The sequence below is a fragment of the Acaryochloris sp. 'Moss Beach' genome (genome assembly GCF_021497025.1).
In the GTDB taxonomy this organism is placed as follows: Bacteria; Cyanobacteriota; Cyanobacteriia; order Thermosynechococcales; family Thermosynechococcaceae; genus Acaryochloris; species Acaryochloris marina_A.
In genome coordinates, this window is sequence record NZ_CP071717.1 from 2,264,929 (window position 1) to 2,284,965 (window position 20,037).

Here is a 20,037-nt window from a genome sequence, read left to right on the forward strand (position 1 = left end):
TCAGCGGCCTTAGCGGGGAGACGTTGAGGTGACAAGGGGCACCAGTAACAAGCTGCCTTGCTCTCCACCTGAATTAAATCGCCAATATTGCTGATAGTGACGGAGAAAGTTCTGACCTAGAATACCGTCTACTTTCAGTACTTTGAGAATGCTGGAAGATAAGACGATTACATCTAGATTGCGCTGCTGATATCGATGGAGGGTGACGGAATCCAGTTGCGATCGCATCGCGTTTTCCAAGCCACAAAACCCTCGAATTTGAATTGGACTCAACGTCGCTACATCTAATTTAAGTTTTGCCGCCACCGGCTCAGAAATAAAGGTACTATCCGCAGCCGTGTCTAACAATACCCGAAATGGACCTTGACCATTGATGTGGAGCTGCGCCACCATCACCCCTAGTTTTTGCTCTAGGGGAACTGCAGCTGCGATCGCATCGACAGGCAATGGCGTGGGTGGTAATAAACTCAGGGTTGCTTTGCCGGGATGCAGATGTAGATCAAACTGACTCAGCACATCCATCCCTAATACCCCAGACAATTCTGCGGGAATGACCGTATTGGCAAACTGGAGACTATGCAGTTCTTTGACTTGGAGCTTTCCCAGTTCTAGTGGGGGTAACTGCTGAAGCGTCGCATTCATATTAGGACAGTCATTCCCCGCCACCGCAAAGGACAACCGTTGATTAGGGATAGGTTTCCCTTTGAGGCCCAGTGCTTCTACGACAGGCGTGGCCACCATCGAGGTCGATGCCCCGGTATCCACTAACCATCGGGTGGGCAGCCCCTGCAATTGGGCATTGATGGTATACACCGACGTTCCCGGCAAAGTGAACAGGGGCAGTCGAGCTGCACCCTGCACCCGAGGCTCAGGTACTTTCAGTCCTTGTAGCTGAACAATGGCAGAGACCAGGGCGGGATCCACGTGAGTCTTCGTCCTCTCCTTTTGCTGATACCCCCACCGGTTCAGCCATCTCCACTTGGGGAATAGGCTGGGCCAAACCCATGCTACAGAGATTCCCCCATAGACACAGGGCCATGCAAACCCATTTTTTCCTCAAACTCATTGCTACCTCATTCTTTACATCCTGATGGGCTACATCCATCCTGCCCAACCCGTTGCACTACCTCTGCAAAATGGGCATACAAGATATGGAGCCTAGGTCGTTTTTAGCGCTTCATCTGAAGAAAAAGTGATATTGTTGACTTTTTTTATAGTTTCTTGACGTATATGATCTTTATAAGTAGAAATTTAGAGTCTACAAATTGAAGTCATTCTCAAGGGATTTACCCGGTTCAATATGGCTGTTGGCCCCTTATTTATCCAAATTCAGGTGGGAAGACCTTATCAACCATGACTAAAAGCAACGTTTTCCTAACCCTGGTGTTATCGGTTGCAGCTGGCCTGATCACCAGTGCCTTCGGTTTCTGGAGTGTGACTGAAAGAGAGTCTGCTTCCACTTCAGCAGCCCAAAAAGGCCCTGCCCCCTCAGGGTTTCCTGCCCCAACACCTGAGAATCTGCCAGAGGTGGAGTCAGATATTGTCCTAGCTGATCCAGAGGTCGTGCCACCGACTGCACCCCTGACAACTGCCCCGACCCCTAATAATCCAGCTCCCATTGCGCCACCGCCTCCTGTTCCCCAGCGTCCCCTGACCAGCGTTTCTTCTTCCTACCCTCAACCTAGAGAAGTTAAAGCCACCGTTCATCCAACCAACTATGGACAACGGTTCGTTAACAACGCTCAAGGACAACCGGTACAAAATAACTGGCTGATCGTTCTCCATGAGACCGTTGGCTCCGGCATGAGTGCCATCCGTCACTTTCAAACCCCTCATCCTCGGGATGAAGATCAAGCCAGTTACCATGCCTTAATTTTTCTCGATGGCACCATCGTCTATCTTGTCCCCCCTGAGAATCGAGCATTTGGTGCAGGCAACTCCGTATTTGTAGGAGCTAATGGTCCTGAAGCCGTCAAAACCAATCCAGACTTACCAGCCTCCGTCAATAACTTTGCCTATCACATTGCCCTGGAGACCCCTCCAGACGGGAATCACAATGGCCCAAGCCATAGGGGCTATTCAGAGGCCCAATACCAATCCCTCGCCTGGTTGATTGCCCGCACTGGGGTTCCCAGCCAACGCGTCACCACCCATGCAGGCGTTGACCGTTCTGGCGAGCGTTCCGATCCCCGTAGCTTTGACTTCTCTAAATTCAACTCCATGCTCCAGCAGTTCTACGCACGGTCCTAATTCATCCATTCAACCCCGCGTGAAGCCCCGATATAGCAAGGCATTAAATATAGCCACCCTATTATTCTGCTAGACCCTAGACTGACGACACCGTCAACCGCCAGACGATACACTAGCTTCAAAGCCAGTCACGCCTATCATCGGTCCGCTTTGCCAAAGCACTGGCTCTGCCGTCTGCCCCTTTTTTCTAACTGCCATGGACAATGTGCCTATTATTCGAACGGTGTCAGGACTTCGTCATTTCTTGCACTGTTTTCCTAGCAACCTCAATGAAAGCGCAAGCCCCTCCAGCACAGTCATTGGTCAGATCGGCTTGGTGCCAACCATGGGGGCGTTGCATACTGGGCATCTCAGCCTGATTCAGCGGGCTCGCCAAGAAAATCAATGTGTGATTGTCAGCATTTTCGTCAATCCTCTCCAGTTTGCTGCCCATGAAGACCTGACAGAATACCCGCAAACCTTGGATCAAGATCAAGCATTGTGCCAAGAGCAGGGTGTAAATGCTATTTTTGCCCCCTCTATAGACACGATTCTCGCCGACGATCCCCTCACCCAAGTAATTCCACCGGCCTCCCTCACAGAGAACCTCTGTGGCCCCCATCGCCCCGATCATTTCACAGGGGTAGCGACCATTGTTTTGAAATTGTTGAATATTGTCCAGCCTACTCGGGCCTACTTTGGCCAAAAAGATGCCCAACAGCTGACCATTATTCAGCGTCTTGTCCAGGATTTAAATCTAGATGTCACGGTGGTCCCCTGCAGGCTCATTCGTGAAGCGACAGGCCTGGCCTTGAGTTCTCGCAATCAGTATTTGAATCCTCAAGAAGCACAACAAGCAACCATTTTGCACCATAGCCTGCAAGCGGCTCAACACACTTTTCAGGGGGGAAGTTGCGATCGCAACTCCGTCCTCACTACGGTGGCCCAAACCTTAGCCAAAGAACCCCAGGTTGAGGTGGACTATATCGATCTGGTCGATCCTTTAACTTTGCAGCCTTTAGAGCACATCACTACCCAAGGCCTGGTCGCGGTTGCCGCCCGCGTTGGCTCTGTTCGGCTGATCGACAATATACTTTTGGATGCCCGCAGGCCTATCCTCGCCATGGATGGGCCTGCAGGTGCGGGCAAATCAACGGTCACCCGCCGCTGTGCCCAAGCCTTAGGATTGCAATACCTAGACACAGGAGCTATGTATCGAGCCATAGCCTGGCTGGCCCTAGACAAGCAAGTTGAGGTCTCAAACACGTTTGCGATCGCAGAGCTTGTAGAAGATTGCAATATCGAACTCAAACCCCATCCAGACCCTCAACAACCTCCCCAAGTCTGGGTGAACCAACAGGAGGTCACCCAAGCCATTCGCACCCCAGAAGTGACATCCCAGGTGTCAGCGGTTGCCGCTCAACCCCCAGTTCGAGAAGCCCTCGTCAAACAACAGCAACGCTTAGGTCGCCAGGGTGGCCTGATTGCCGAAGGTCGAGATATTGGCACCCATGTCTTTCCTGAGGCGGGACTCAAAATCTTCTTAACGGCTTCTATTGAAGAACGCGCCCGTCGTCGCCAACAGGATTTAAAGGATCAGAACTTACCCTCCCCAACCCAATCTGAATTAGAAGACCTGATTGCCAGTCGCGATCAACAGGATAGTCAACGAGAATTTGCCCCCCTTCGCAAGGCTTACGATGCCATAGAAATCAACACGGATGGCATGACGATTGAGCAGGTCATCACCCAAATCACGACCCTTTACCAAGAGCGATTTCCAGCCCAAGCATAAATCTCTTGCTTGCATTGACACTATCCATCTCTCGCTGCCGATCCACTGCCTTTCAGGAGAAGATTAAATTCTTAAGAGGGAATTCTGATTTGCTTCTTAAGAGGGTGCGGTATGCTATTCCAAATAGTTCCCCGTCCTCAATCTCGGAGTCAGCATGAAACTGGCAGACCGCATTGGTCAGGTGTCTTCATCCTTGACCTTAGCCATCTCAGCAAAAGCAAAAGCAATGCGGGCTGACGGTATTGATGTCTTAAGCTTTAGTGCTGGCGAACCCGATTTTGACACCCCTGAGCACATCAAAGCCGCTGCCAAACAGGCATTAGATCAAGGGAAAACCAAATATGGCCCGGCCCCAGGCGAGCCTCAACTGCGAGCAGCGATTGCCCATAAATTACAGCACGAGAATCGCTTAAATTTCCAAACTGAGAATGTGCTCGTTACCAATGGGGGCAAGCAATCACTCTACAACTTGATGCAGGTACTCCTCAATCCTGGTGATGAGGTTTTAATTCCAGCGCCATATTGGCTCAGTTATCCCGAGATGGTGAAACTGGCTGGGGGAGTCCCGGTCACCTTAGCCACCGATGCCCAAACCGGATTTAAAATCACACCTGCCCAGCTCCAAGCAGCCATTACACCGCACACTCGCCTATTAGTCCTCAATTCTCCTTCCAATCCCACAGGGATGGTCTATACCCCTGCCGAGATTGCGGCACTAGCTGAGATTATTGTCGCAGCCAACATTTGGGTCGTGTCTGACGAAATCTACGAGAGAATTTTATATGATGGTGCTGAACAGCTCAGCATCGGCGCAGTTAGTGAGGCAGCATTTCAACGAACCATTATCAGCAATGGGTTTGCCAAAGCGTATTCGATGACAGGATGGCGGATTGGTTATTTAGCAGGTCCCTTGGAACTCATTCAAGCAGTGGGACGACTGCAAAGCCATAGTACGTCTAATGTTTGTACCTTCGCTCAATATGGTGCCATCGCCGCTCTGGAAGGCTCCCAAGATTGCGTAGACATTATGCGCCAAGCCTTTGATCAACGACGTCGGCTGATGTTTCAGCTCCTGACGGATATTCCTGGTGTGACCTGTCCCCAACCCCAAGGGGCATTTTATATGTTTCCAGATATTAGCTTTACGGGCTTAGGATCCATCGCTTTTTGTGAAGCCTTGCTTGAACAGTGTCATGTAGCAGCTGTTCCCGGCGTCGCCTTCGGGGCCGATCAATGTATTCGGCTGTCCTACGCAACTGATCAAACGAGTATTGAGCAAGGTATAGAACGGCTTGCCCAGTTCATTACGACCGTTAGCCCCTAGATCCTTTTCTTGTAACACCCTATCTGCCTGAAAGTGGCTCGCGCACAGCCATCAAGCCCCAATAAATGTGTCAAAGCTTAGCAATCTCAGCCGTTGTTTCCGATGAAACGGTATGCTTTGCATAAGATTCACTGAATAATGGATAACTGCTTTGCCCATTCACATCTTGGGGGTAAATGCTCGCCTTTCATCCTTTCCGCGAGCAACCTTAGAGCTGTGCTGTTTAGGGTCTTGCCCAACTCATGAAACAACTTCTTTACCTGGAAATTCCCACGTCGGATCTAGCAGCCGTTCAAACTTGGTTGCATCAGCAAACCGCAGAAACGCTGGGCTTAAGTGCTAGCGTTCTGACATCCACCCCGTCAGGGATACATATTTCAACAGGTCCCGCGAAACTCGTCGTGTTTCTGTGGCAACATCTCAACACCACCTATCTGAAAGTCATGCAATGGTCTGATCAGCCATTATCAGGACAACAAGAGTGGATCCATACCTTTGAAGCTACGCTCAAATCCGTTTTCCCCTACGCTCCCAAACCTTTCCCAGAAATTGATCTGTCCCAAACTGATATTTTTTCAGCCTTAGCCCCCTATTACCCATTAACGGCAAAATACTTCCAAAACATTCCTAATGGTGAGGCAGACTTGCAGCGCGCCTATTGGTGGGAAAAACGCTGGCGAGACACCGTAAAACTCGGCCCCCAACCGCCAAAAGTTCAGCCCATTATGCATACTGCACCACCAGCAGAACCGGATTCAACCTGGGATATTGTGATTGTGGGCGGTGCCCTAGGGGCTTTGACCGCAGCCATGATGGCTCGCTTAGGCTACAAAGTGGCCTTAGTGGAGCGCATTAAATTTGGTCGCATGAACCGGGAGTGGAATATTTCGCGCAGTGAACTACAAACCCTAGTTGATGTCGGTTTGTTGACAGCAGAAGAGCTAGAAACGTTAATTGCTCGCGAATACAAAGATAATTTTAATCAGTTTTTTAGTGGCAATAATCCACCTGCAGCTCGGTCTTCCGTTCTCTATACACCAACCGTTCTCAATGTTGCCATGGACTGTGATCGGCTGCTGCAGCTTTGTGGGGAAAAACTGTTGGCCGCTGGAGGCCAAATCTTTGAATGCACAGAATTTGAGCAAGCCTATTTAGAAGCAGACTCTGTGACGATGCAGGTGCGAGACTTAAGTACCGATCAAGTGTCTTATATGCAGTCCCGACTGCTGATCGATGCCATGGGTACTGCCTCGCAAATTGCCCAACAGATTAATGGCGGACAGGCCTTTGATAGTGTTTGTCCAACGATTGGTGGTGTGGTTAAAGATGGTTTTGCTCCGGGCGTGTGGGACCAAAATTATGGGGAGCCTCTATTTACCAACGGCGATACCAGTCGTGGTCGCCAGCTGATCTGGGAAATGTTTCCTGGCGAAGGCAACGATATCACCATTTATTTGTTCTATTACCATCAGATTTCCCCAGAGAATCCAGGGTCTTTACTAGAGCTTTTTGAAGATTTCTTTGCCTGTTTACCGGACTATCGCCGCTGCGATTTAGATCAATTGGAATGGCGAAAAGCTGCCTTTGGCTATATTCCAGGACGCTTTAGCCGCAATGCCCAAGATCGGTTACCGGGGTGCGATCGCATCCTCTCCATTGGCGATGCAGCGTCCTTAAATTCTCCCCTGATCTTCACCGGGTTCGGCTCTTTAGTTCGCAACCTACCTCGGGTCACCCATTTATTGCATACCGCCTTACAAAATAACCTCTTATCAGGCGAAGCTCTCGGACTGGTCAATGCCTACCAAGACAACCTAGCCGCCACCTGGATTTTCTCTCGTGGAATGATGGCTAAACCGCAAAGCACCTTACCGCCCTATTGGATTAACGCCATCCTCAATGCTTTCTTTGGCGTTCTCAGTACTGAACCCCCCGATCAAGTCGATGACTTCATCAAAGATCGCGGAGGCTGGCTATTTATGACCCGTACCATTCTGAAAGCGGGCGTGCGCATGCCCCAAATCCCCTGGTGGGTAGCCCGTGCTATTGGCCTGAAAGAACTGCTCAACTGGGTCCCCACTTACCTCACCTTTACCTGGACCACCATCCTCGCCTTTTTCTTTAGTGGCTGGTTACCCCAGCTTTTACAGCGTTGGCAAACTCCTTTATCTCAACGTTGGCCTCATCTCTGGCTGCAGCTCTTAAGCTGGTGTTATCGGTTAACCTATGGAATGGGTAAACCCCAACTCCTCCTACGTCTGCCGCCCCTTACTGATTCTCCATCCGATTCTGAGATCAAAGTGCCCACCAGTGAAACCGTCTCCAGTCTCTCTGGTTAAATCAGCAAAGCATTCACCGCCAGAGATTTGGAGTTGTCGGTATCCACGCCGTATAGTAAGGCTAATTCCCACGACTATCGCAACATCACTGTAGATATCCTAGGTGAGGAGTTGGTATGGGTTTACAGCATTTGAGCTTCGCCATCAATCCTGTACAAACTGCCTTAGACAGGTGGTTTCAAAGTTTAGCAGCCAGTTATCCTGCACTCTCTTGGATGGTAGGTCATCCTATCCTGGCCGTTATCAGCCTCTTAGTACTATTAGCCATTATTCAAATCCTCTTGGGGTGGATTAGCAGTGGCATCAGACATCTTCTATTTACAATCTTCAAATCTCCCTATTCTTTGGTGCGATGGCTATTAGGAAAAACTGCAGCCCCCTTAAATCCTCCTAAGTCCAACAAATGGTCTAAGGGTAAAAGCACTGAGCAAGTCTCAACCCTCTTAAAACGTCTAGATCATCATCACCGAGAACAAGAGAAGTTAATCTTAGAACTCACTACCCTGATTGCCCATAACGGTTCCGACACCCACCTCCTCGAAGGTTCTAGGGACACTTCCACCTCCTCCTCCGATACCACTCCTTCTAAAATTTCATGAAAGCTTTAGCTCCATGAGGCAATTTAGAAAGTGTTCTATAGGTCTCTTAATTTAGGGAAGATTTCGGTCTAGAATGGTAGCCCAAAGCAGCAGGTAGATGAGTATAAATGACTAGTCAAACAATTATTTCTCAACCAGCCGCAGCTCAGCAGTCTGTTCCCACCCTCTCTACGAACAGCAACGACGCTCGCCTAGTTGAGACCGTCAAGCATGTCTATAAATCTGATCACCAAGCTGAGTACTTAGAGATTAAAGCCCAAATCGAGTCGCTATTGCAGCAAATTCAGACAGAAATGCAAGCTTAATCCTCTAAAACAGAGAAAAACTCCATAAAAACTATTTATTGCAGGCTTAATACTCATAGACAGTTATATCAACTAGTTTTCACTCTAAGCGAGCAGGCAGCCTGGTAACGTTACATTCCGTATCTGATGGGGCATATGTAAATCAAGGATAGGTGTAATATTGTTGTTGGCCTTTTATTGGCATCCTGCCACCATAACAATGGCTCAAGTCTTCCCTTCAACACTTGATTATGAACAGAGCTATCCTTGTCCTGTCTGTCGTAATGGCCAATTAGATCGCCTAATTTTAATGGATGCCTTTGCCTGTAGCACATGCAATCATATCTTTTCAGCCAACCTTAACCAGCAATCCATTTGTTTAGCAGATCGTACTCCAGCGATTGGTTGGCGCTGGGCGCGCAAGCATTGGCACCCTCTTCATCACCCTGACATTGATTTTCCGTTGGGAATCTGGCTCCTTTGTAGCGGTCTTACTGTGTTACCCCCAACGATTCTGTGGATCATGCACCACATGTTTCCGCCATTAGACAACTCTGCCCATTCATTTCCGTTACTTTGGATCGGCATCGTCGGTTTAACCCATGGCTTAATCGCCTTATGGATTTTGGCAGAGTTTTACCAATTGCCGCTCTACCTATCCTGGAAGTTCCGATGGCAATCTTGAATCAAATCTTACCCTGCATAGCTTAAAGCCCCTAATACCTCTAAATCCAACCCAGAGGCCACTTCAGCAAGTACTGTTCGATTAGTCGGATCAGACAAATGAGGCACCTGCCCAATCACTGGCACCTGAGTCAGGGCTTGGATCATGTCGATCGGTGCCCATTGCTGTATTTCTTCTGTGGATAATACACCCGTGGCATTCAAAATGATGCCCTTGATATCCAGCCCAAACTGTCGTGCTAAAGCTACATGGGCAACGGCCTGTCCCATACACCCCAATCGAATTGGCACAACCAATACAATGGGAAACCGCCAATCCCTAGCAATATCAGCAACGATCAACTCATCTGTGACTGGAGAGCCTAAACTGCCTACACCTTCTACCAACACCCAATCAAACTGAGCCTGCAACTGTTGCACCGCTTGCCAAGCGGGTAATAAATCAACCACCTGACCTGCCCGCCTTGCTGCTAATGGGGGGGCTAGCGGTTGTTCGAAATACAGAGGGTTCAAGGTTTCAGGAGATTGATTTAGATCAAAAACCTCGGTATACCATTCCCGATCTCCTAGCCCAGATTGCACCGGTTTACAGACCGCAATCCTTTCATGTGGCCGATACATCTGCCAATAAGCCACCAAGGCTGATGTAACAATTGTTTTGCCAATTTCTGTATCTGTACCACTAATTAAAAGAGTCTGTGTCACAGCACTATTATCCTTACGCTGACTATTGCTTATGTTGGCGGACTAACCAATAACTGATGGATAGTGAAAAGATTGCCACCGCCAGCCCTACAAGATCTAAACCGGATGATTTTGCAAAGTCAAAAATAATCAGTTTACGTGCTACAGCGATCAAAGCCGTTGCAACCACCAACTGAACCTGCACTCCCTGATGATCGAGGTAAGCTTGAATATTTTCTAGAAGCTCTAGAGCAATCAGGATATTGAGGAATAGACCAAAAATCTCTAATACCGTTGACTGAAAGAATCCAATCGGTTCCGTTGACAACTCACGAATCACATTAAATCCCAGATCGAACAGGGAGAAGAAAATAACAATGACCAATGCAATGGATAAAATCTTGGCAACAGTTCCTTCAAACCAATGCAATAGCCGGAGAAAGGAAGCATCACTGAAAACTTTAGCAATAGATCGATTGTTTCGCTTCATGGGGAATATTGAAGGGCTGCTGGGTTATCAAAGTGAACGATGAATCATATTACAGAAACTTGATTCAGTAGCACTGGCACCAGATAATGAAAAAGCTGGAGTAATACAGTAAATTTTTGCTTAGACTCTTAGCCTATTTTTGCTAAGTTTGCTAAGTAATCTGTATTATCGTTTTGCCCATTTTCATAGGAATCTGATTATGATCAGCGACATTTTACCCGCAATTATGACGCCTCTGGTTGTTTTAATCGGTGGTGGGGCTGCTATGACAGCCTTCTTTTATTATGTTGAACGTGAAGGCTAATTGATGGCGGTTAATCCATCAACTCATTCTATGCATTTCACATAGCCGACCTTGCTTAATGGACGGCTTCGTATAGCAAGAAGTCATAACAAGCATCCTAATTAAAAAGGGGAGTCAGTTAACTGACTCCCCTTTTAGGTATCGCAAAAATGCTAGCTTACAGGGAAGAACCCAAGCCTGCATATGCTCCATAGAAAAAGAGACCTACAATTGCAATGAGGGCGGTCCCTGCGACTGTCCCTACTAGCCATAATGGAACTTTTCCATCTGCCACAGACTTTTCCTCCTAAAATTACTAGCAAAGTTTATGCATAGAATAGTTTGTTCTCAAAAACGCTTATCAAATGGATAAACGGAATTTTATGTTAGTTAAAAAAGTAGCTTGAGAACAATAAAGCTAAAACAAGAACAAGTAGCAAGCCAATAAAGAGCGATGCACGATTCAACTCTACGGGTTGCTTATTCGGATTGGGTGTTGCCATTAACGTCTCCTATCTCTGAATGAACTGCATAGCTGCGATTGCACCCAGGAAGAAGGTAACCGGGACACCTAGGGTATGAACAGCCAACCAACGCACTGTAAAAACTGGATATGTAACCGGTTCTTTTGAAAGTCTACTGGTCATTGTTATAACTATAATCCTTTTGTAAATTCATCAATTTGTTGCTTACCTTCATAACGATCAGTAACCAAAGGTAACCCTTGTCGAGCTTGGTCAAAGTACTCGTTAGGTCTTGGCGTTCCAAACACGTCATAAGCCAGACCTGTACTTACGAATAGCCATCCTGCTAAAAACAGCATTGGCACCGTAATGGTATGGATAATCCAATAACGAATGCTTGTAACGATATCACCAAAGGGTCGTTCACCAGTTCTACCAGACAATTCAAACACCTCCTATGAACACAGTCATGATACTTAATCATACGAAACCATCGGACGTCCCACAAGTAAAACCTGAAGTTTACTTCCGCTAGCCGTCCAAACAAGAGGAAAGCGGAGGACTTAGTACCCTTTAAGCTGATGCTTTAGGGGGAGCAATAAAACGCAATAGCGTCCCTGATTGCCCAATAATGAACCCTTGGTCAGAAGAAACAAAAATAATCTTGTAGAGGTTGGATGGTACATCCTCTACCGTCGTATCTTTTTGCCAAGTTTGGCCACCATCTAGGCTACATAGTAATGTGCCGCTGCCCCCTGACACCCAAACTTCTTCAGGAGTCCGGTAAGCCAAATCTAAGAGTCCAATTTTAGTATTGCCAGGAGTAAATGCTTCATCCCAGGCATAGTCTCCATCTTCAAGAAAACCGTTACTGAATTGAACCTGGCCACCTTTGTTTAAAATCCAGGGATTGCCACTCGGATCGTATCCCATGGTTTGAATTCGTCTTGCACCATTTCGATCATGGCTTTGCCAGGAGGTTTGACCTGGATCAAAAGTGTTGTAGAAACTACCCCGAGAGGAAATTGCGACATACTGACCATCTTCAGATCGGTTAATGTTACGCGTTGCTCCCGTTGCCTCTTCCACTAAAGCAGTCCAATGCTGGGCTTCATCCCGAGTTTGGTAAATGGCACCTAGATCGGTGATCATCTCCACCGACTTAGGACCTAAAGCAGTGACTTGATAGGGAGTCCCGGGTAGTTGAGTACTCAGCGACACTCGTGACCAAGACTTTCCACCATCGGTCGTATGGAGCAGAATGGAAGGCTCACCCACAATCCAACCTTCATCCCCAGAAAAGCTGATGGATGAAAAGCGATAGTCTAAGTCTCCCAGGGAAAGAGGACGTGGCTCCCAAGATTTACCCCCATCAAAGGTTTCTAAGAGCGCAGAGTTAGTTCCCACCAGCCAGCCATGCTCTGGGGAAGCAAAACTGACATCTAAGACGGCGGAGTCAGTCGGCAACGCGACAGATTCCCAAGATAGGGAATCCAACACTGGCAGACTGTTACAGGCAGTTAAGAAAAATAAGGCGGCAACGATGGATATCCATTGCCTTGAAGTCTTTAGAATTGCTTTTATCATCTTGTTTTTGAACGGGCGATAGCGTACTAGCCAATTGGTTGATTAGAAATTTTGCAATTGGCACAAAGCATCTCTTCGCGGATGGGCAAGGGAACGAATCGTTACAACTTAGCCAGAAGAATAGAAGCTGAGTAAGAACAGAAATATCGATAACAACGCGCCAAAAATCAGCAGGTTTTTCTTGCCTGGGGGCAGTGAATTAACCCCAAGGCCATAGCCTAGATTTTCAGCAAAACCCGAGGGAGCACCGACGGGTCCAATGTTGAAAAATTGCTCCGGAGGAGTTCGGCACACTGGGCATTTCCAGTCACCGGGAAGTTGATCAAACAAAGTCCCTTGCGGAATCTTACGGCGTTTATCACCTTCATCAGGCTCATAGATGTATCCGCAAGATCGACATTCAAATCGATCCACAGATACTACTTCTTCATTTGAATCCGTCTCAGTAGACATGACCTAAACTCGTGGAATTTCCACAATCCTAGAAATCTTTGTGAATTATTATGACATGGAACTTAATCACCTTGCTCAGGCTTCTATGCCTGAACCCAAAATTTAACCCTCATTCCTCAGCCCAGACCTGAGAACATGACACCTGAGTATGCTTAACTAAATATTGAGTAATGATTTTGGAACAAGTTTGTAGGATCGATTAATTATGGGCGGAGAAATTTTCACTACAGCATTTCTTTGTTTTTCGCTGATATTAGTGGGTATTGGCCTGGGATATTTACTACTGAAGGTAGCCCCCGACTAGATCTGCCACGCTTTTAATTAGAACTTTTGGATTTTGTCTTTATATCTTGCCTTTGAGCTGACAGCACAAGACATCAAAGACGCTGTATTGGTCTAGACATTAAACCGGAAGAGCATCACATCTCCTTCTTGAACGAGATAATCTTTACCCTCACTGCGGACTAATCCTTTTTCCTTAGCAGCAGTGAGGGATCCATTATCGACTAAGTCTTGATAACCAACGGTTTCAGCTCGAATAAATCCCCGCTCGAAATCCGTATGAATCACCCCAGCAGCTTGAGGAGCTTTGGTGCCGATGGGTATGGTCCAAGCTCGACTCTCTTGGGGGCCAGATGTAAAATAGGTTCGTAGCCCCAAAAGTTTATAGGTGGCATGGATAAGGGATATTAAGCCCCCTTCTTCCACCCCTAAGGCTTCAAGAAAGTCATTGCGCTCTTCATCGGTTAGTTCAACTAATTCAGACTCCACTTGGGCTGACATAATCACGGTTTCGGCTGATTCAGCAGTTGCAACCCCACGCACTTGTTCCACCCATTCATTCCCCGTGGCCAAATCATCTTCGGACACATTGGTGGCATAAATAATTGGCTTCAGAGTTAGCAAGCCCAAATACTTAATTATTTCTTGCTCTTCAGAGCTTAAATCAGCCTGACGGGCGGGTTGTCCTTCATCCAGCGTGGCTCTAAGCTTTTCTAAAATTTCTAGTTCGGCTTGCGCCTCTTTATTATTACGAGCAGTCTTTTTGGTTCGCTCCATTCGTCGCTCAATTTGGGCTAAATCTGCCAAACTCAGCTCCAAATTAATCACCTCAATATCTCGCACAGGATCAACAGAACCGGCAACGTGGATAATGTCATCACTGTCAAAACAGCGCACCACATGGACAATGGCATCGACTTCACGGATATTGGCCAGAAACTGATTGCCCAACCCTTCCCCTTGACTCGCGCCCTGGACTAGCCCGGCAATATCCACAAACTCAACCCGTGTGGGAACCGTTTTGGCAGATTTAGACAATTCAGATAAAGTTTGTAAGCGCTGATCAGGAACAGAGACAACGCCTACATTGGGCTCAATGGTACAAAAAGGGAAATTAGCGGCCTCAGCTTTGGCATTAGCGACTAAGGCATTAAACAAGGTTGATTTACCAACGTTGGGTAGCCCAACAATACCAGCTCTTAACATGGGAAGGGATGACTCAAATCATGGGCTCAAAGACATTATGAAGACAACACATTCAGATCATCTTGAGAAGCGATGCGAATGTGACTCATAATCCTTTGCCATTAAAACATGCATGAACCCTTTACATGAGCACTAATCAACAGGAAGCTCCCCTTTGGCAGGCCCTATATGACTGTGCCCAGTCTAGCCAAGTTGCATTTCATACCCCTGGTCATAAAAGAGGACGTGGGCTACCTGCTGCTATTCTTCAGCATCTCGGCTCCTTTCTAGGCTCAGTTGATCTACCTGAACTCCCCGAGTTAGATAATCTCTTTGCCCCCGAAGCGGCCATTCTAGAAGCTCAGGTACTAGCGTCACAACTCTTTGGGGCTGAGCAAACCTGGTTTCTCACCAACGGTTCGACCTGTGGGATTCTGGCAGCATTGCTAGCCATTTGCGGTCCAGGCGATCAGATCATCGTGCCGCGCAATCTTCATATATCCGTCATTTCTGGTCTGGTTCTCTGTGGCGCAGTTCCTATTTTTGTGCAACCGGCTTTGGATCAGCAGCTCAACTTAGCCCATAGTTTATCGGTGCAGGATATTCAGCTCGCGTTCGAGGTCTATCCTCAGGCCAAGGCTATCTTCTTGATCCATCCCACCTATGAAGGGATTTGCGGAGACATATCGGCCATCGCCACTTTTGCCCATGATCACGGCATCCCATTGATCGTCGATGAAGCCCATGGACCCCATTTTGCTTTTAATCCTCAATTCCCTCAATCTGCTCTCGCAGCTGGTGCAGACCTAACCATACAATCCACTCACAAAATGCTGGGAGCATTGACACAAGCAGCTATGCTCCATGTTCAAGGTCATCTCGTCAATCGGCAACGGCTCAGCCAAACCCTACAGCTTGTGCAATCCACCAGTCCTAATTATCTACTGCTGGCCTCTTTGGATGCCGCTCGCCACCAGCTAGCCTATGCTGGATTTGAGATAATGCAGCAAGTTTTAGTCCTAGCGAACAAAGCACATACTCAACTGCAGTGTTTGCCCAACTATCACCAATGGAATCCAGTTGGCAGCACCCCCGGCTGTATTGCACTCGATCAGACACGTCTCACCATTCCGACTTATCCATTTGGTGCCCAGGGATATGACCTGGATCAAATGCTGATCGACAGTTATCAGATTTCGGCTGAACTCATCACACCAGACCATCTCACCTTCTTGATCACGTTAGGCAATACGGATGCTGATATTGATCAACTACTCCTAGCATTGCAAGATCTTTACCAACCTCATTTACAGCCATATCCGCATTCCTATCCAAAGGCTAAGCCGCCTATCTCTTTACCTGTGCTATCTCCTAGAGAAGCCTATTGGCATCCATCAGAGGCCATACCGATCATGGAATCTGTCGGCCGGGTCAGTACTGAGAGTATTTGCCCCTATCCACCTGGCATCCCCACACTGCTCCCTGGAGAAAGAATCCAGCAGCAAGATTTAGACTGGCTTTTACAACTTCAACAAGAGGGGGGAGTGATTACAGGGGGGAGTGATTTGAGCTTTAATACCTTAAAGGTTGTGAGAGAGTAGTAGCGTGAGCAAACAGCGACAACCTATGCCCTCCCCTCCTTGGCCCTATACCAGTCCTGGCATCCCAGATGAACTCTTTGAGCGTTTACCTGGAATCCCCATGACGCAGCGGGATACCCGATTATTATTAATCTCACAATTGCGGCTGACGACGGATACAGTACTGTGGGACATTGGTGCAGGAACTGGCACCATTCCCATTGAAGCAGGCTTACTCTGTCCCCAGGGACAAATCATTGCCATCGAGCGGGATGAAGAAGTGGTTAATCTCATTCAAGCGAATTGTGATCGATTCGCAGTTGAGAATGTCGATATTATTCAGGGCAATGCTCCAGGCTGTTTGGATGACCTCCAACCTCAACCCACTCGAATTTGTATAGAAGGGGGGACATCCCATGCAAGAACTGTTGAGAACAGCATGGAGTCATCTGCAAACTAATGGACGATTGGTGGCATCTGCATCTAGTCTAGAAACGCTGTATATCATTTCTGAAACCTTTTCTTCCCTTCATGCTCGCAACATTGAAGTCGTTCAGTCCGTCATCAATCGTTTGGAGACACGTGGCACGCGCCAATTGTTTGCTGCTGTCGATCCTATGTTTATCTTGAGCGGTGAGAAACTTTGAATCTGACCGTACTTAAAGTATAGTTTTTCTCTTTCAAGAAGCTTGAAACTTAAAATAATTTACTTTTGGCATATAGAAATATAATTTCGGCCAAATTTATGTCAGTTTTTATCCTCTGATAATATATTCTTCAATCTAATTCTTTTAGCTCTCTTGGCTATCAATAAACTGCAATTATATCTGACCACAATGAGATATCGATAGAATCGATATAGTGCAGAATCAAGCGATGATGGCAGCTAAATATGTGCGATAGAAGGAATGTATGACCTTCTTGAGCATCTTAATATCTAAAAATTGCCCGAAATAATTATTTACAAGGATATTCAGCGATCTTAATCCTTATTATCCCTTTTTAACCACGGCTCTGCTTCAGAATGCTTCTTTATACTGACCCAATAATAGGTCACTGAAGTTTCGTCGCGAGTACCCATAGAGATGCCTATACAATCTCTTCTATCTGCATCGAAATCTATAAATGCAGAGATACGTTCTTCCTATCAATACTGAAAAAACTACTAGGATTTATAAGTAGTAAACTTATTCAAATAGGTGCTGCTGAAAATTGTTCTGAGCTATACTTGTCAAGGCAATTAAAACTTCTATGTATCCATAGAAAGAATGCCGGGATTGATGTTTCTGAGATCGTTGACGGAATGCTGCCTCTGTTTGCAACTTTATGGATCCAACAGCCGAACTTATCTTTAGAGACACCTCATTCTGTATCCCAGACGCCTGTCCAGCCTCAACTCTCTTCAGATCGGGATGGATGGGTCGCCCAAGCTTCTCGCCCCTCTTTAAAACGCCAAACGAATCGACAAGCATCACGGCAAGGGATTGAGTTTCGCACCTTGCCTGGCAGGCTCGATACAGTGCCTGTTTTCAACAGCAATAGTCCTGAAGTGGTCAGACGGTCCGGAATTTTGCTCTCTACATTTCCACCTCGGGGTAAGCGTCAAGCCAAAGCTCATCTCAATTTTGCTTTCAACGGTCGATTTGATATTTTTGCCCATCACGTTGCCAAGACCAATCGGCCGGATGATACCCCCACGTTTTATAAAGGCATCCTGTTATATAATCCCAGCCGAACCCGCAGTATTACGATTAAAGTCTTACATTCAGCGACATTTCTGGGCAATCCTGATGCGCCCTACATTGCCCTCCCCCCTCAAGTCAGCAATGATTTGGGCAAGGTTTTTTCGGGACCGGGTGGACGAGTGGTCGATCAGATTCTGAGAAGACGCCGTCAAACCCATTGGCCCCCTGTTATTTATTTACGCCCTGGACAAAGCAAAATGCTGATGAACCTACCGATTCCGGTTCCCAGCTTATCGGCTAAAAAACCCGTCCGGGGTCCCAAAGCTCAAAAATTACTGAAGCTGAGTGCAGCTAAATTACCCCTCAGAAATATTGCGCCATCCTCAAATACTCGCTCCACTCTGGCTCATTTGCAGAGTAGTGGGCCAGTATATGCCGCCAGTATGGCCATGCTAGCCCCACTCAATCGCAATGGAACCGAAAAAATTCCCACGAAGAAAGATTGGGAAAAACTTTTGATTAATGGTGAGCTGCTCTCTCCTCGGGACAAGCCTCCTTCTCCTTTAAATCAAAGAACCGATCCATTTTTCTATGGTCGGGTCGCTGGCGTCAGTCGCGGATCCCTCTGGAAAGCACAAGTCACAGATGATCTCACCAGTAAAGAACTAACGATTCCTAGGCCCGGTCGCTCGTTTGCCTATGGATTGAGCACGCTACAGCGAGGAACCTTTGGGACAGGACAGGTCCAAAGTGCTCCGATGCTAGTGAGATATCCTGATACAGCTTATTTAGCCCATGGGAATTATGGGGTTCATTACGATTTAACCTTACCCTTCCATAACCCCAGCGAAAAGCCTCGACAGGTCGATATTGCTATTCAAACGCCTCTCAAACATGACCGCAAAGGGGTAGGTCTTAATTTTTGGCGATCAAAAACAGCCCCAGTTTTTTTCCGGGGCACGGTACGGGTACGATACAAAGACGATGAAGGCAATTCCCAGTTGCGTTATTTTCACCTGGTTCAAAAACAAGGCGAAAAAAGTCAATCTCTGGTGACGTTAAAACTGAAACCAGATGAACGGCGGTTGGTTCAGGTGGACTATGTTTATCCACCCGATGCCACTCCTCCTCAAGTGCTAACGGTTAAAACGGATCTTTTCTTTGGCAGTCGGAGCTAATTGAATGAAACCTAATGTTGAAGTTTTTGCAGATCGATCACAGTTAATAGAACGCGCTCTAGAACTGACCCTCGCTGAAATCAAAGATGCGATCGCACAACGAGGATGCTGCACCATCGCCTTAGCCGGGGGAAACACACCTAAGCCCCTATATGAACAACTCGCCCAACAAAACCTACCGTGGCAAAATATCCACATTTTTTGGGGAGACGAGCGGTATGTTCCGATTTCTGACCCGCAAAGTAATGCGGGCATGGCCACCAAAGCCTGGCTCAACCATGTGGCTATTCCCCCCAGCAATATTTATCCTATGCCCACCCAAGCTGCCGATCCAACGGAGGCGGCTCAAACCTATGACCAGCAGCTACAGACTTTTTTTGGCACTGGCCCCAAGGAATTTCCCAGCTTTGACATCGTATTGCTAGGCTTGGGACCTGATGGCCATACCGCCAGCCTATTTCCCCATACCGATGCGCTACAGGTTTGCGATCGCAACGTCACCGTTGGCAACAAAGACGGTCAACCTCGACTGACCTTAACCGTCCCCGTTCTTAACCAAGCTCGATGCATTGTCTTTCTAGCAACAGGCGCGAATAAGCAAGACGCCTTGACTGAGATTTTTGCAGAGACTACTGATGCCACCCACTATCCCGCTCGCTTAATCCAGCCTATGAATGGCAAACTCTCATGGCTACTGGATGCTGCAGCAGGAGAACCTCTACAGAAGTACATATAAGTCATGGGTGATCCTAACCGCCTTGGCCCCAGAATCCGCATCCAATCAGAGGATCAGATTAAGTGCCACAAATGGGTACACTCAATGAGACAAGATCAAACCGTCTGAAATCATGGTTGCTGGGTTGCTGTAGGGGTTAACAACCCATGTTGCAGACCATAGTTGCCATGAATATC

At 47.3% G+C, this 20,037-nt stretch carries 21 protein-coding genes and 1 pseudogene; 12 read left to right on the forward strand and 10 right to left on the reverse strand.

All coding sequences use genetic code 11. The features are described 5' to 3' along the window. Positions 1 to 9: 9 nt before the first annotated feature. Positions 10 to 924, reverse strand: a complete 915-nt coding sequence (locus HRE53_RS10455) for a retropepsin-like aspartic protease (protein ID WP_235110355.1) — start codon at positions 922 to 924, stop codon at positions 10 to 12. 429 nt (positions 925 to 1,353) lie between these two features. Here HRE53_RS10455 and HRE53_RS10460 point away from each other — a divergent pair, with 429 nt between their 5' ends. The 7 genes from HRE53_RS10460 to HRE53_RS10490 all read left to right on the forward strand — a co-directional run bounded on the left by HRE53_RS10460 (position 1,354) and on the right by HRE53_RS10490 (position 9,255). After that, positions 1,354 to 2,250, forward strand: coding sequence for a peptidoglycan recognition family protein (locus tag HRE53_RS10460; RefSeq protein WP_212663389.1), 897 nt, complete (start codon positions 1,354 to 1,356; stop codon positions 2,248 to 2,250). Positions 2,251 to 2,446: 196 nt separating this feature from the next. Continuing rightward, positions 2,447 to 4,024: a bifunctional pantoate--beta-alanine ligase/(d)CMP kinase gene (locus HRE53_RS10465; protein ID WP_235110356.1), complete on the forward strand. Its 1,578-nt coding sequence runs from the start codon at positions 2,447 to 2,449 to the stop codon at positions 4,022 to 4,024. 154 nt (positions 4,025 to 4,178) lie between these two features. Continuing rightward, positions 4,179 to 5,348 carry a pyridoxal phosphate-dependent aminotransferase gene (locus HRE53_RS10470; RefSeq protein ID WP_235110357.1) on the forward strand — a complete coding sequence of 390 codons (1,170 nt, stop codon included), beginning with the start codon at positions 4,179 to 4,181 and terminating at the stop codon, positions 5,346 to 5,348. Between the two features lie 242 nt (positions 5,349 to 5,590). Continuing rightward, positions 5,591 to 7,687, forward strand: coding sequence for an FAD-dependent monooxygenase (locus HRE53_RS10475; protein ID WP_235110359.1), 2,097 nt, complete (start codon positions 5,591 to 5,593; stop codon positions 7,685 to 7,687). A 116-nt stretch (positions 7,688 to 7,803) separates the two neighbouring features. Continuing rightward, complete coding sequence (locus HRE53_RS10480) at positions 7,804 to 8,286, forward strand: hypothetical protein (RefSeq protein WP_235110361.1); 483 nt, start codon at positions 7,804 to 7,806, stop codon at positions 8,284 to 8,286. Between the two features lie 107 nt (positions 8,287 to 8,393). Beyond that, a complete protein-coding gene (locus tag HRE53_RS10485) occupies positions 8,394 to 8,591 on the forward strand; it encodes a hypothetical protein (RefSeq protein ID WP_235110363.1) in 198 nt (65 codons plus the stop codon). 160 nt (positions 8,592 to 8,751) lie between these two features. After that, entirely contained in the window at positions 8,752 to 9,255 is a 504-nt protein-coding gene (locus tag HRE53_RS10490) for a hypothetical protein (RefSeq protein ID WP_235110365.1), read from the forward strand. A gap of 8 nt (positions 9,256 to 9,263) precedes the next feature. On the opposite strand, the gene bioD is transcribed toward HRE53_RS10490, so the two are convergent. The 8 genes from bioD to HRE53_RS10530 form a co-directional block, all read right to left on the reverse strand. Then, the gene (bioD, locus tag HRE53_RS10495; protein ID WP_235110367.1) at positions 9,264 to 9,959 is read right to left on the reverse strand and encodes a dethiobiotin synthase; all 696 of its coding nucleotides are present in this window, start codon (positions 9,957 to 9,959) and stop codon (positions 9,264 to 9,266) included. Positions 9,960 to 9,981: 22 nt separating this feature from the next. Further along, positions 9,982 to 10,428: a phosphate-starvation-inducible PsiE family protein gene (locus HRE53_RS10500; protein ID WP_212663397.1), complete on the reverse strand. Its 447-nt coding sequence runs from the start codon at positions 10,426 to 10,428 to the stop codon at positions 9,982 to 9,984. Positions 10,429 to 10,889: 461 nt separating this feature from the next. After that, positions 10,890 to 11,006 carry a photosystem II reaction center protein J gene (locus HRE53_RS10505; protein WP_010476185.1) on the reverse strand — a complete coding sequence of 39 codons (117 nt, stop codon included), beginning with the start codon at positions 11,004 to 11,006 and terminating at the stop codon, positions 10,890 to 10,892. Positions 11,007 to 11,097: 91 nt separating this feature from the next. Then, positions 11,098 to 11,214, reverse strand: coding sequence for a photosystem II reaction center protein L (locus HRE53_RS10510; protein WP_010476186.1), 117 nt, complete (start codon positions 11,212 to 11,214; stop codon positions 11,098 to 11,100). Positions 11,215 to 11,223: 9 nt separating this feature from the next. Continuing rightward, a complete protein-coding gene (psbF, locus tag HRE53_RS10515; RefSeq protein ID WP_010476187.1) occupies positions 11,224 to 11,358 on the reverse strand; it encodes a cytochrome b559 subunit beta in 135 nt (44 codons plus the stop codon). 8 nt (positions 11,359 to 11,366) lie between these two features. Continuing rightward, a complete protein-coding gene (psbE, locus tag HRE53_RS10520; protein ID WP_010476188.1) occupies positions 11,367 to 11,618 on the reverse strand; it encodes a cytochrome b559 subunit alpha in 252 nt (83 codons plus the stop codon). Between the two features lie 130 nt (positions 11,619 to 11,748). Then, positions 11,749 to 12,762, reverse strand: a complete 1,014-nt coding sequence (locus HRE53_RS10525) for a photosynthesis system II assembly factor Ycf48 (protein WP_212663398.1) — start codon at positions 12,760 to 12,762, stop codon at positions 11,749 to 11,751. A gap of 108 nt (positions 12,763 to 12,870) precedes the next feature. Then, the gene (locus HRE53_RS10530) at positions 12,871 to 13,215 is read right to left on the reverse strand and encodes a rubredoxin (protein WP_212663399.1); all 345 of its coding nucleotides are present in this window, start codon (positions 13,213 to 13,215) and stop codon (positions 12,871 to 12,873) included. Positions 13,216 to 13,420: 205 nt separating this feature from the next. Here HRE53_RS10530 and HRE53_RS10535 point away from each other — a divergent pair, with 205 nt between their 5' ends. After that, positions 13,421 to 13,519 (forward strand): PetM family cytochrome b6-f complex subunit 7, encoded by a 99-nt coding sequence (locus HRE53_RS10535; RefSeq protein WP_212663400.1) that lies wholly within the window; start codon positions 13,421 to 13,423, stop codon positions 13,517 to 13,519. A gap of 92 nt (positions 13,520 to 13,611) precedes the next feature. On the opposite strand, the gene ychF is transcribed toward HRE53_RS10535, so the two are convergent. After that, positions 13,612 to 14,703, reverse strand: coding sequence for a redox-regulated ATPase YchF (ychF, locus tag HRE53_RS10540; protein ID WP_212663401.1), 1,092 nt, complete (start codon positions 14,701 to 14,703; stop codon positions 13,612 to 13,614). Between the two features lie 125 nt (positions 14,704 to 14,828). Here ychF and HRE53_RS10545 point away from each other — a divergent pair, with 125 nt between their 5' ends. From HRE53_RS10545 to pgl, 4 genes and pseudogenes are all read left to right on the forward strand, one after another. Continuing rightward, positions 14,829 to 16,283 (forward strand): aminotransferase class I/II-fold pyridoxal phosphate-dependent enzyme, encoded by a 1,455-nt coding sequence (locus tag HRE53_RS10545; RefSeq protein ID WP_235110369.1) that lies wholly within the window; start codon positions 14,829 to 14,831, stop codon positions 16,281 to 16,283. 25 nt (positions 16,284 to 16,308) lie between these two features. Further along, positions 16,309 to 16,909 (forward strand): annotated as a pseudogene (cbiT, locus tag HRE53_RS10550) (precorrin-6Y C5,15-methyltransferase subunit CbiT). Between the two features lie 656 nt (positions 16,910 to 17,565). Continuing rightward, positions 17,566 to 19,125, forward strand: a complete 1,560-nt coding sequence (locus tag HRE53_RS10555; protein WP_235110370.1) for a DUF3370 domain-containing protein — start codon at positions 17,566 to 17,568, stop codon at positions 19,123 to 19,125. Between the two features lie 4 nt (positions 19,126 to 19,129). Next, the gene (gene pgl / locus HRE53_RS10560) at positions 19,130 to 19,861 is read left to right on the forward strand and encodes a 6-phosphogluconolactonase (protein ID WP_235110372.1); all 732 of its coding nucleotides are present in this window, start codon (positions 19,130 to 19,132) and stop codon (positions 19,859 to 19,861) included. The last annotated feature ends 176 nt before the right edge of the window (positions 19,862 to 20,037 follow it).

Excerpts from the sequence above, each read along its gene's own strand:
- HRE53_RS10460 (WP_212663389.1), top strand. The coding sequence starts at position 1,354 with ATGACTAAAAGCAACGTTTTCCTAACCCTGGTGTTATCGGTTGCAGCT.
- HRE53_RS10465 (WP_235110356.1), top strand. The coding sequence starts at position 2,447 with ATGGACAATGTGCCTATTATTCGAACGGTGTCAGGACTTCGTCATTTC.
- HRE53_RS10470 (WP_235110357.1), top strand. The coding sequence starts at position 4,179 with ATGAAACTGGCAGACCGCATTGGTCAGGTGTCTTCATCCTTGACCTTA.
- HRE53_RS10475 (WP_235110359.1), top strand. The coding sequence starts at position 5,591 with ATGAAACAACTTCTTTACCTGGAAATTCCCACGTCGGATCTAGCAGCC.
- HRE53_RS10480 (WP_235110361.1), top strand. The coding sequence starts at position 7,804 with ATGGGTTTACAGCATTTGAGCTTCGCCATCAATCCTGTACAAACTGCC.
- HRE53_RS10485 (WP_235110363.1), top strand. The coding sequence starts at position 8,394 with ATGACTAGTCAAACAATTATTTCTCAACCAGCCGCAGCTCAGCAGTCT.
- HRE53_RS10500 (WP_212663397.1), bottom strand. The coding sequence starts at position 10,428 with ATGAAGCGAAACAATCGATCTATTGCTAAAGTTTTCAGTGATGCTTCC.
- HRE53_RS10510 (WP_010476186.1), bottom strand. The coding sequence starts at position 11,214 with ATGGCAACACCCAATCCGAATAAGCAACCCGTAGAGTTGAATCGTGCA.
- psbF (WP_010476187.1), bottom strand. The coding sequence starts at position 11,358 with ATGACCAGTAGACTTTCAAAAGAACCGGTTACATATCCAGTTTTTACA.
- HRE53_RS10525 (WP_212663398.1), bottom strand. The coding sequence starts at position 12,762 with ATGATAAAAGCAATTCTAAAGACTTCAAGGCAATGGATATCCATCGTT.
- HRE53_RS10530 (WP_212663399.1), bottom strand. The coding sequence starts at position 13,215 with ATGTCTACTGAGACGGATTCAAATGAAGAAGTAGTATCTGTGGATCGA.
- HRE53_RS10535 (WP_212663400.1), top strand. The coding sequence starts at position 13,421 with ATGGGCGGAGAAATTTTCACTACAGCATTTCTTTGTTTTTCGCTGATA.
- ychF (WP_212663401.1), bottom strand. The coding sequence starts at position 14,703 with ATGTTAAGAGCTGGTATTGTTGGGCTACCCAACGTTGGTAAATCAACC.
- HRE53_RS10545 (WP_235110369.1), top strand. The coding sequence starts at position 14,829 with ATGAGCACTAATCAACAGGAAGCTCCCCTTTGGCAGGCCCTATATGAC.
- HRE53_RS10555 (WP_235110370.1), top strand. The coding sequence starts at position 17,566 with ATGCTGCCTCTGTTTGCAACTTTATGGATCCAACAGCCGAACTTATCT.
- pgl (WP_235110372.1), top strand. The coding sequence starts at position 19,130 with ATGAAACCTAATGTTGAAGTTTTTGCAGATCGATCACAGTTAATAGAA.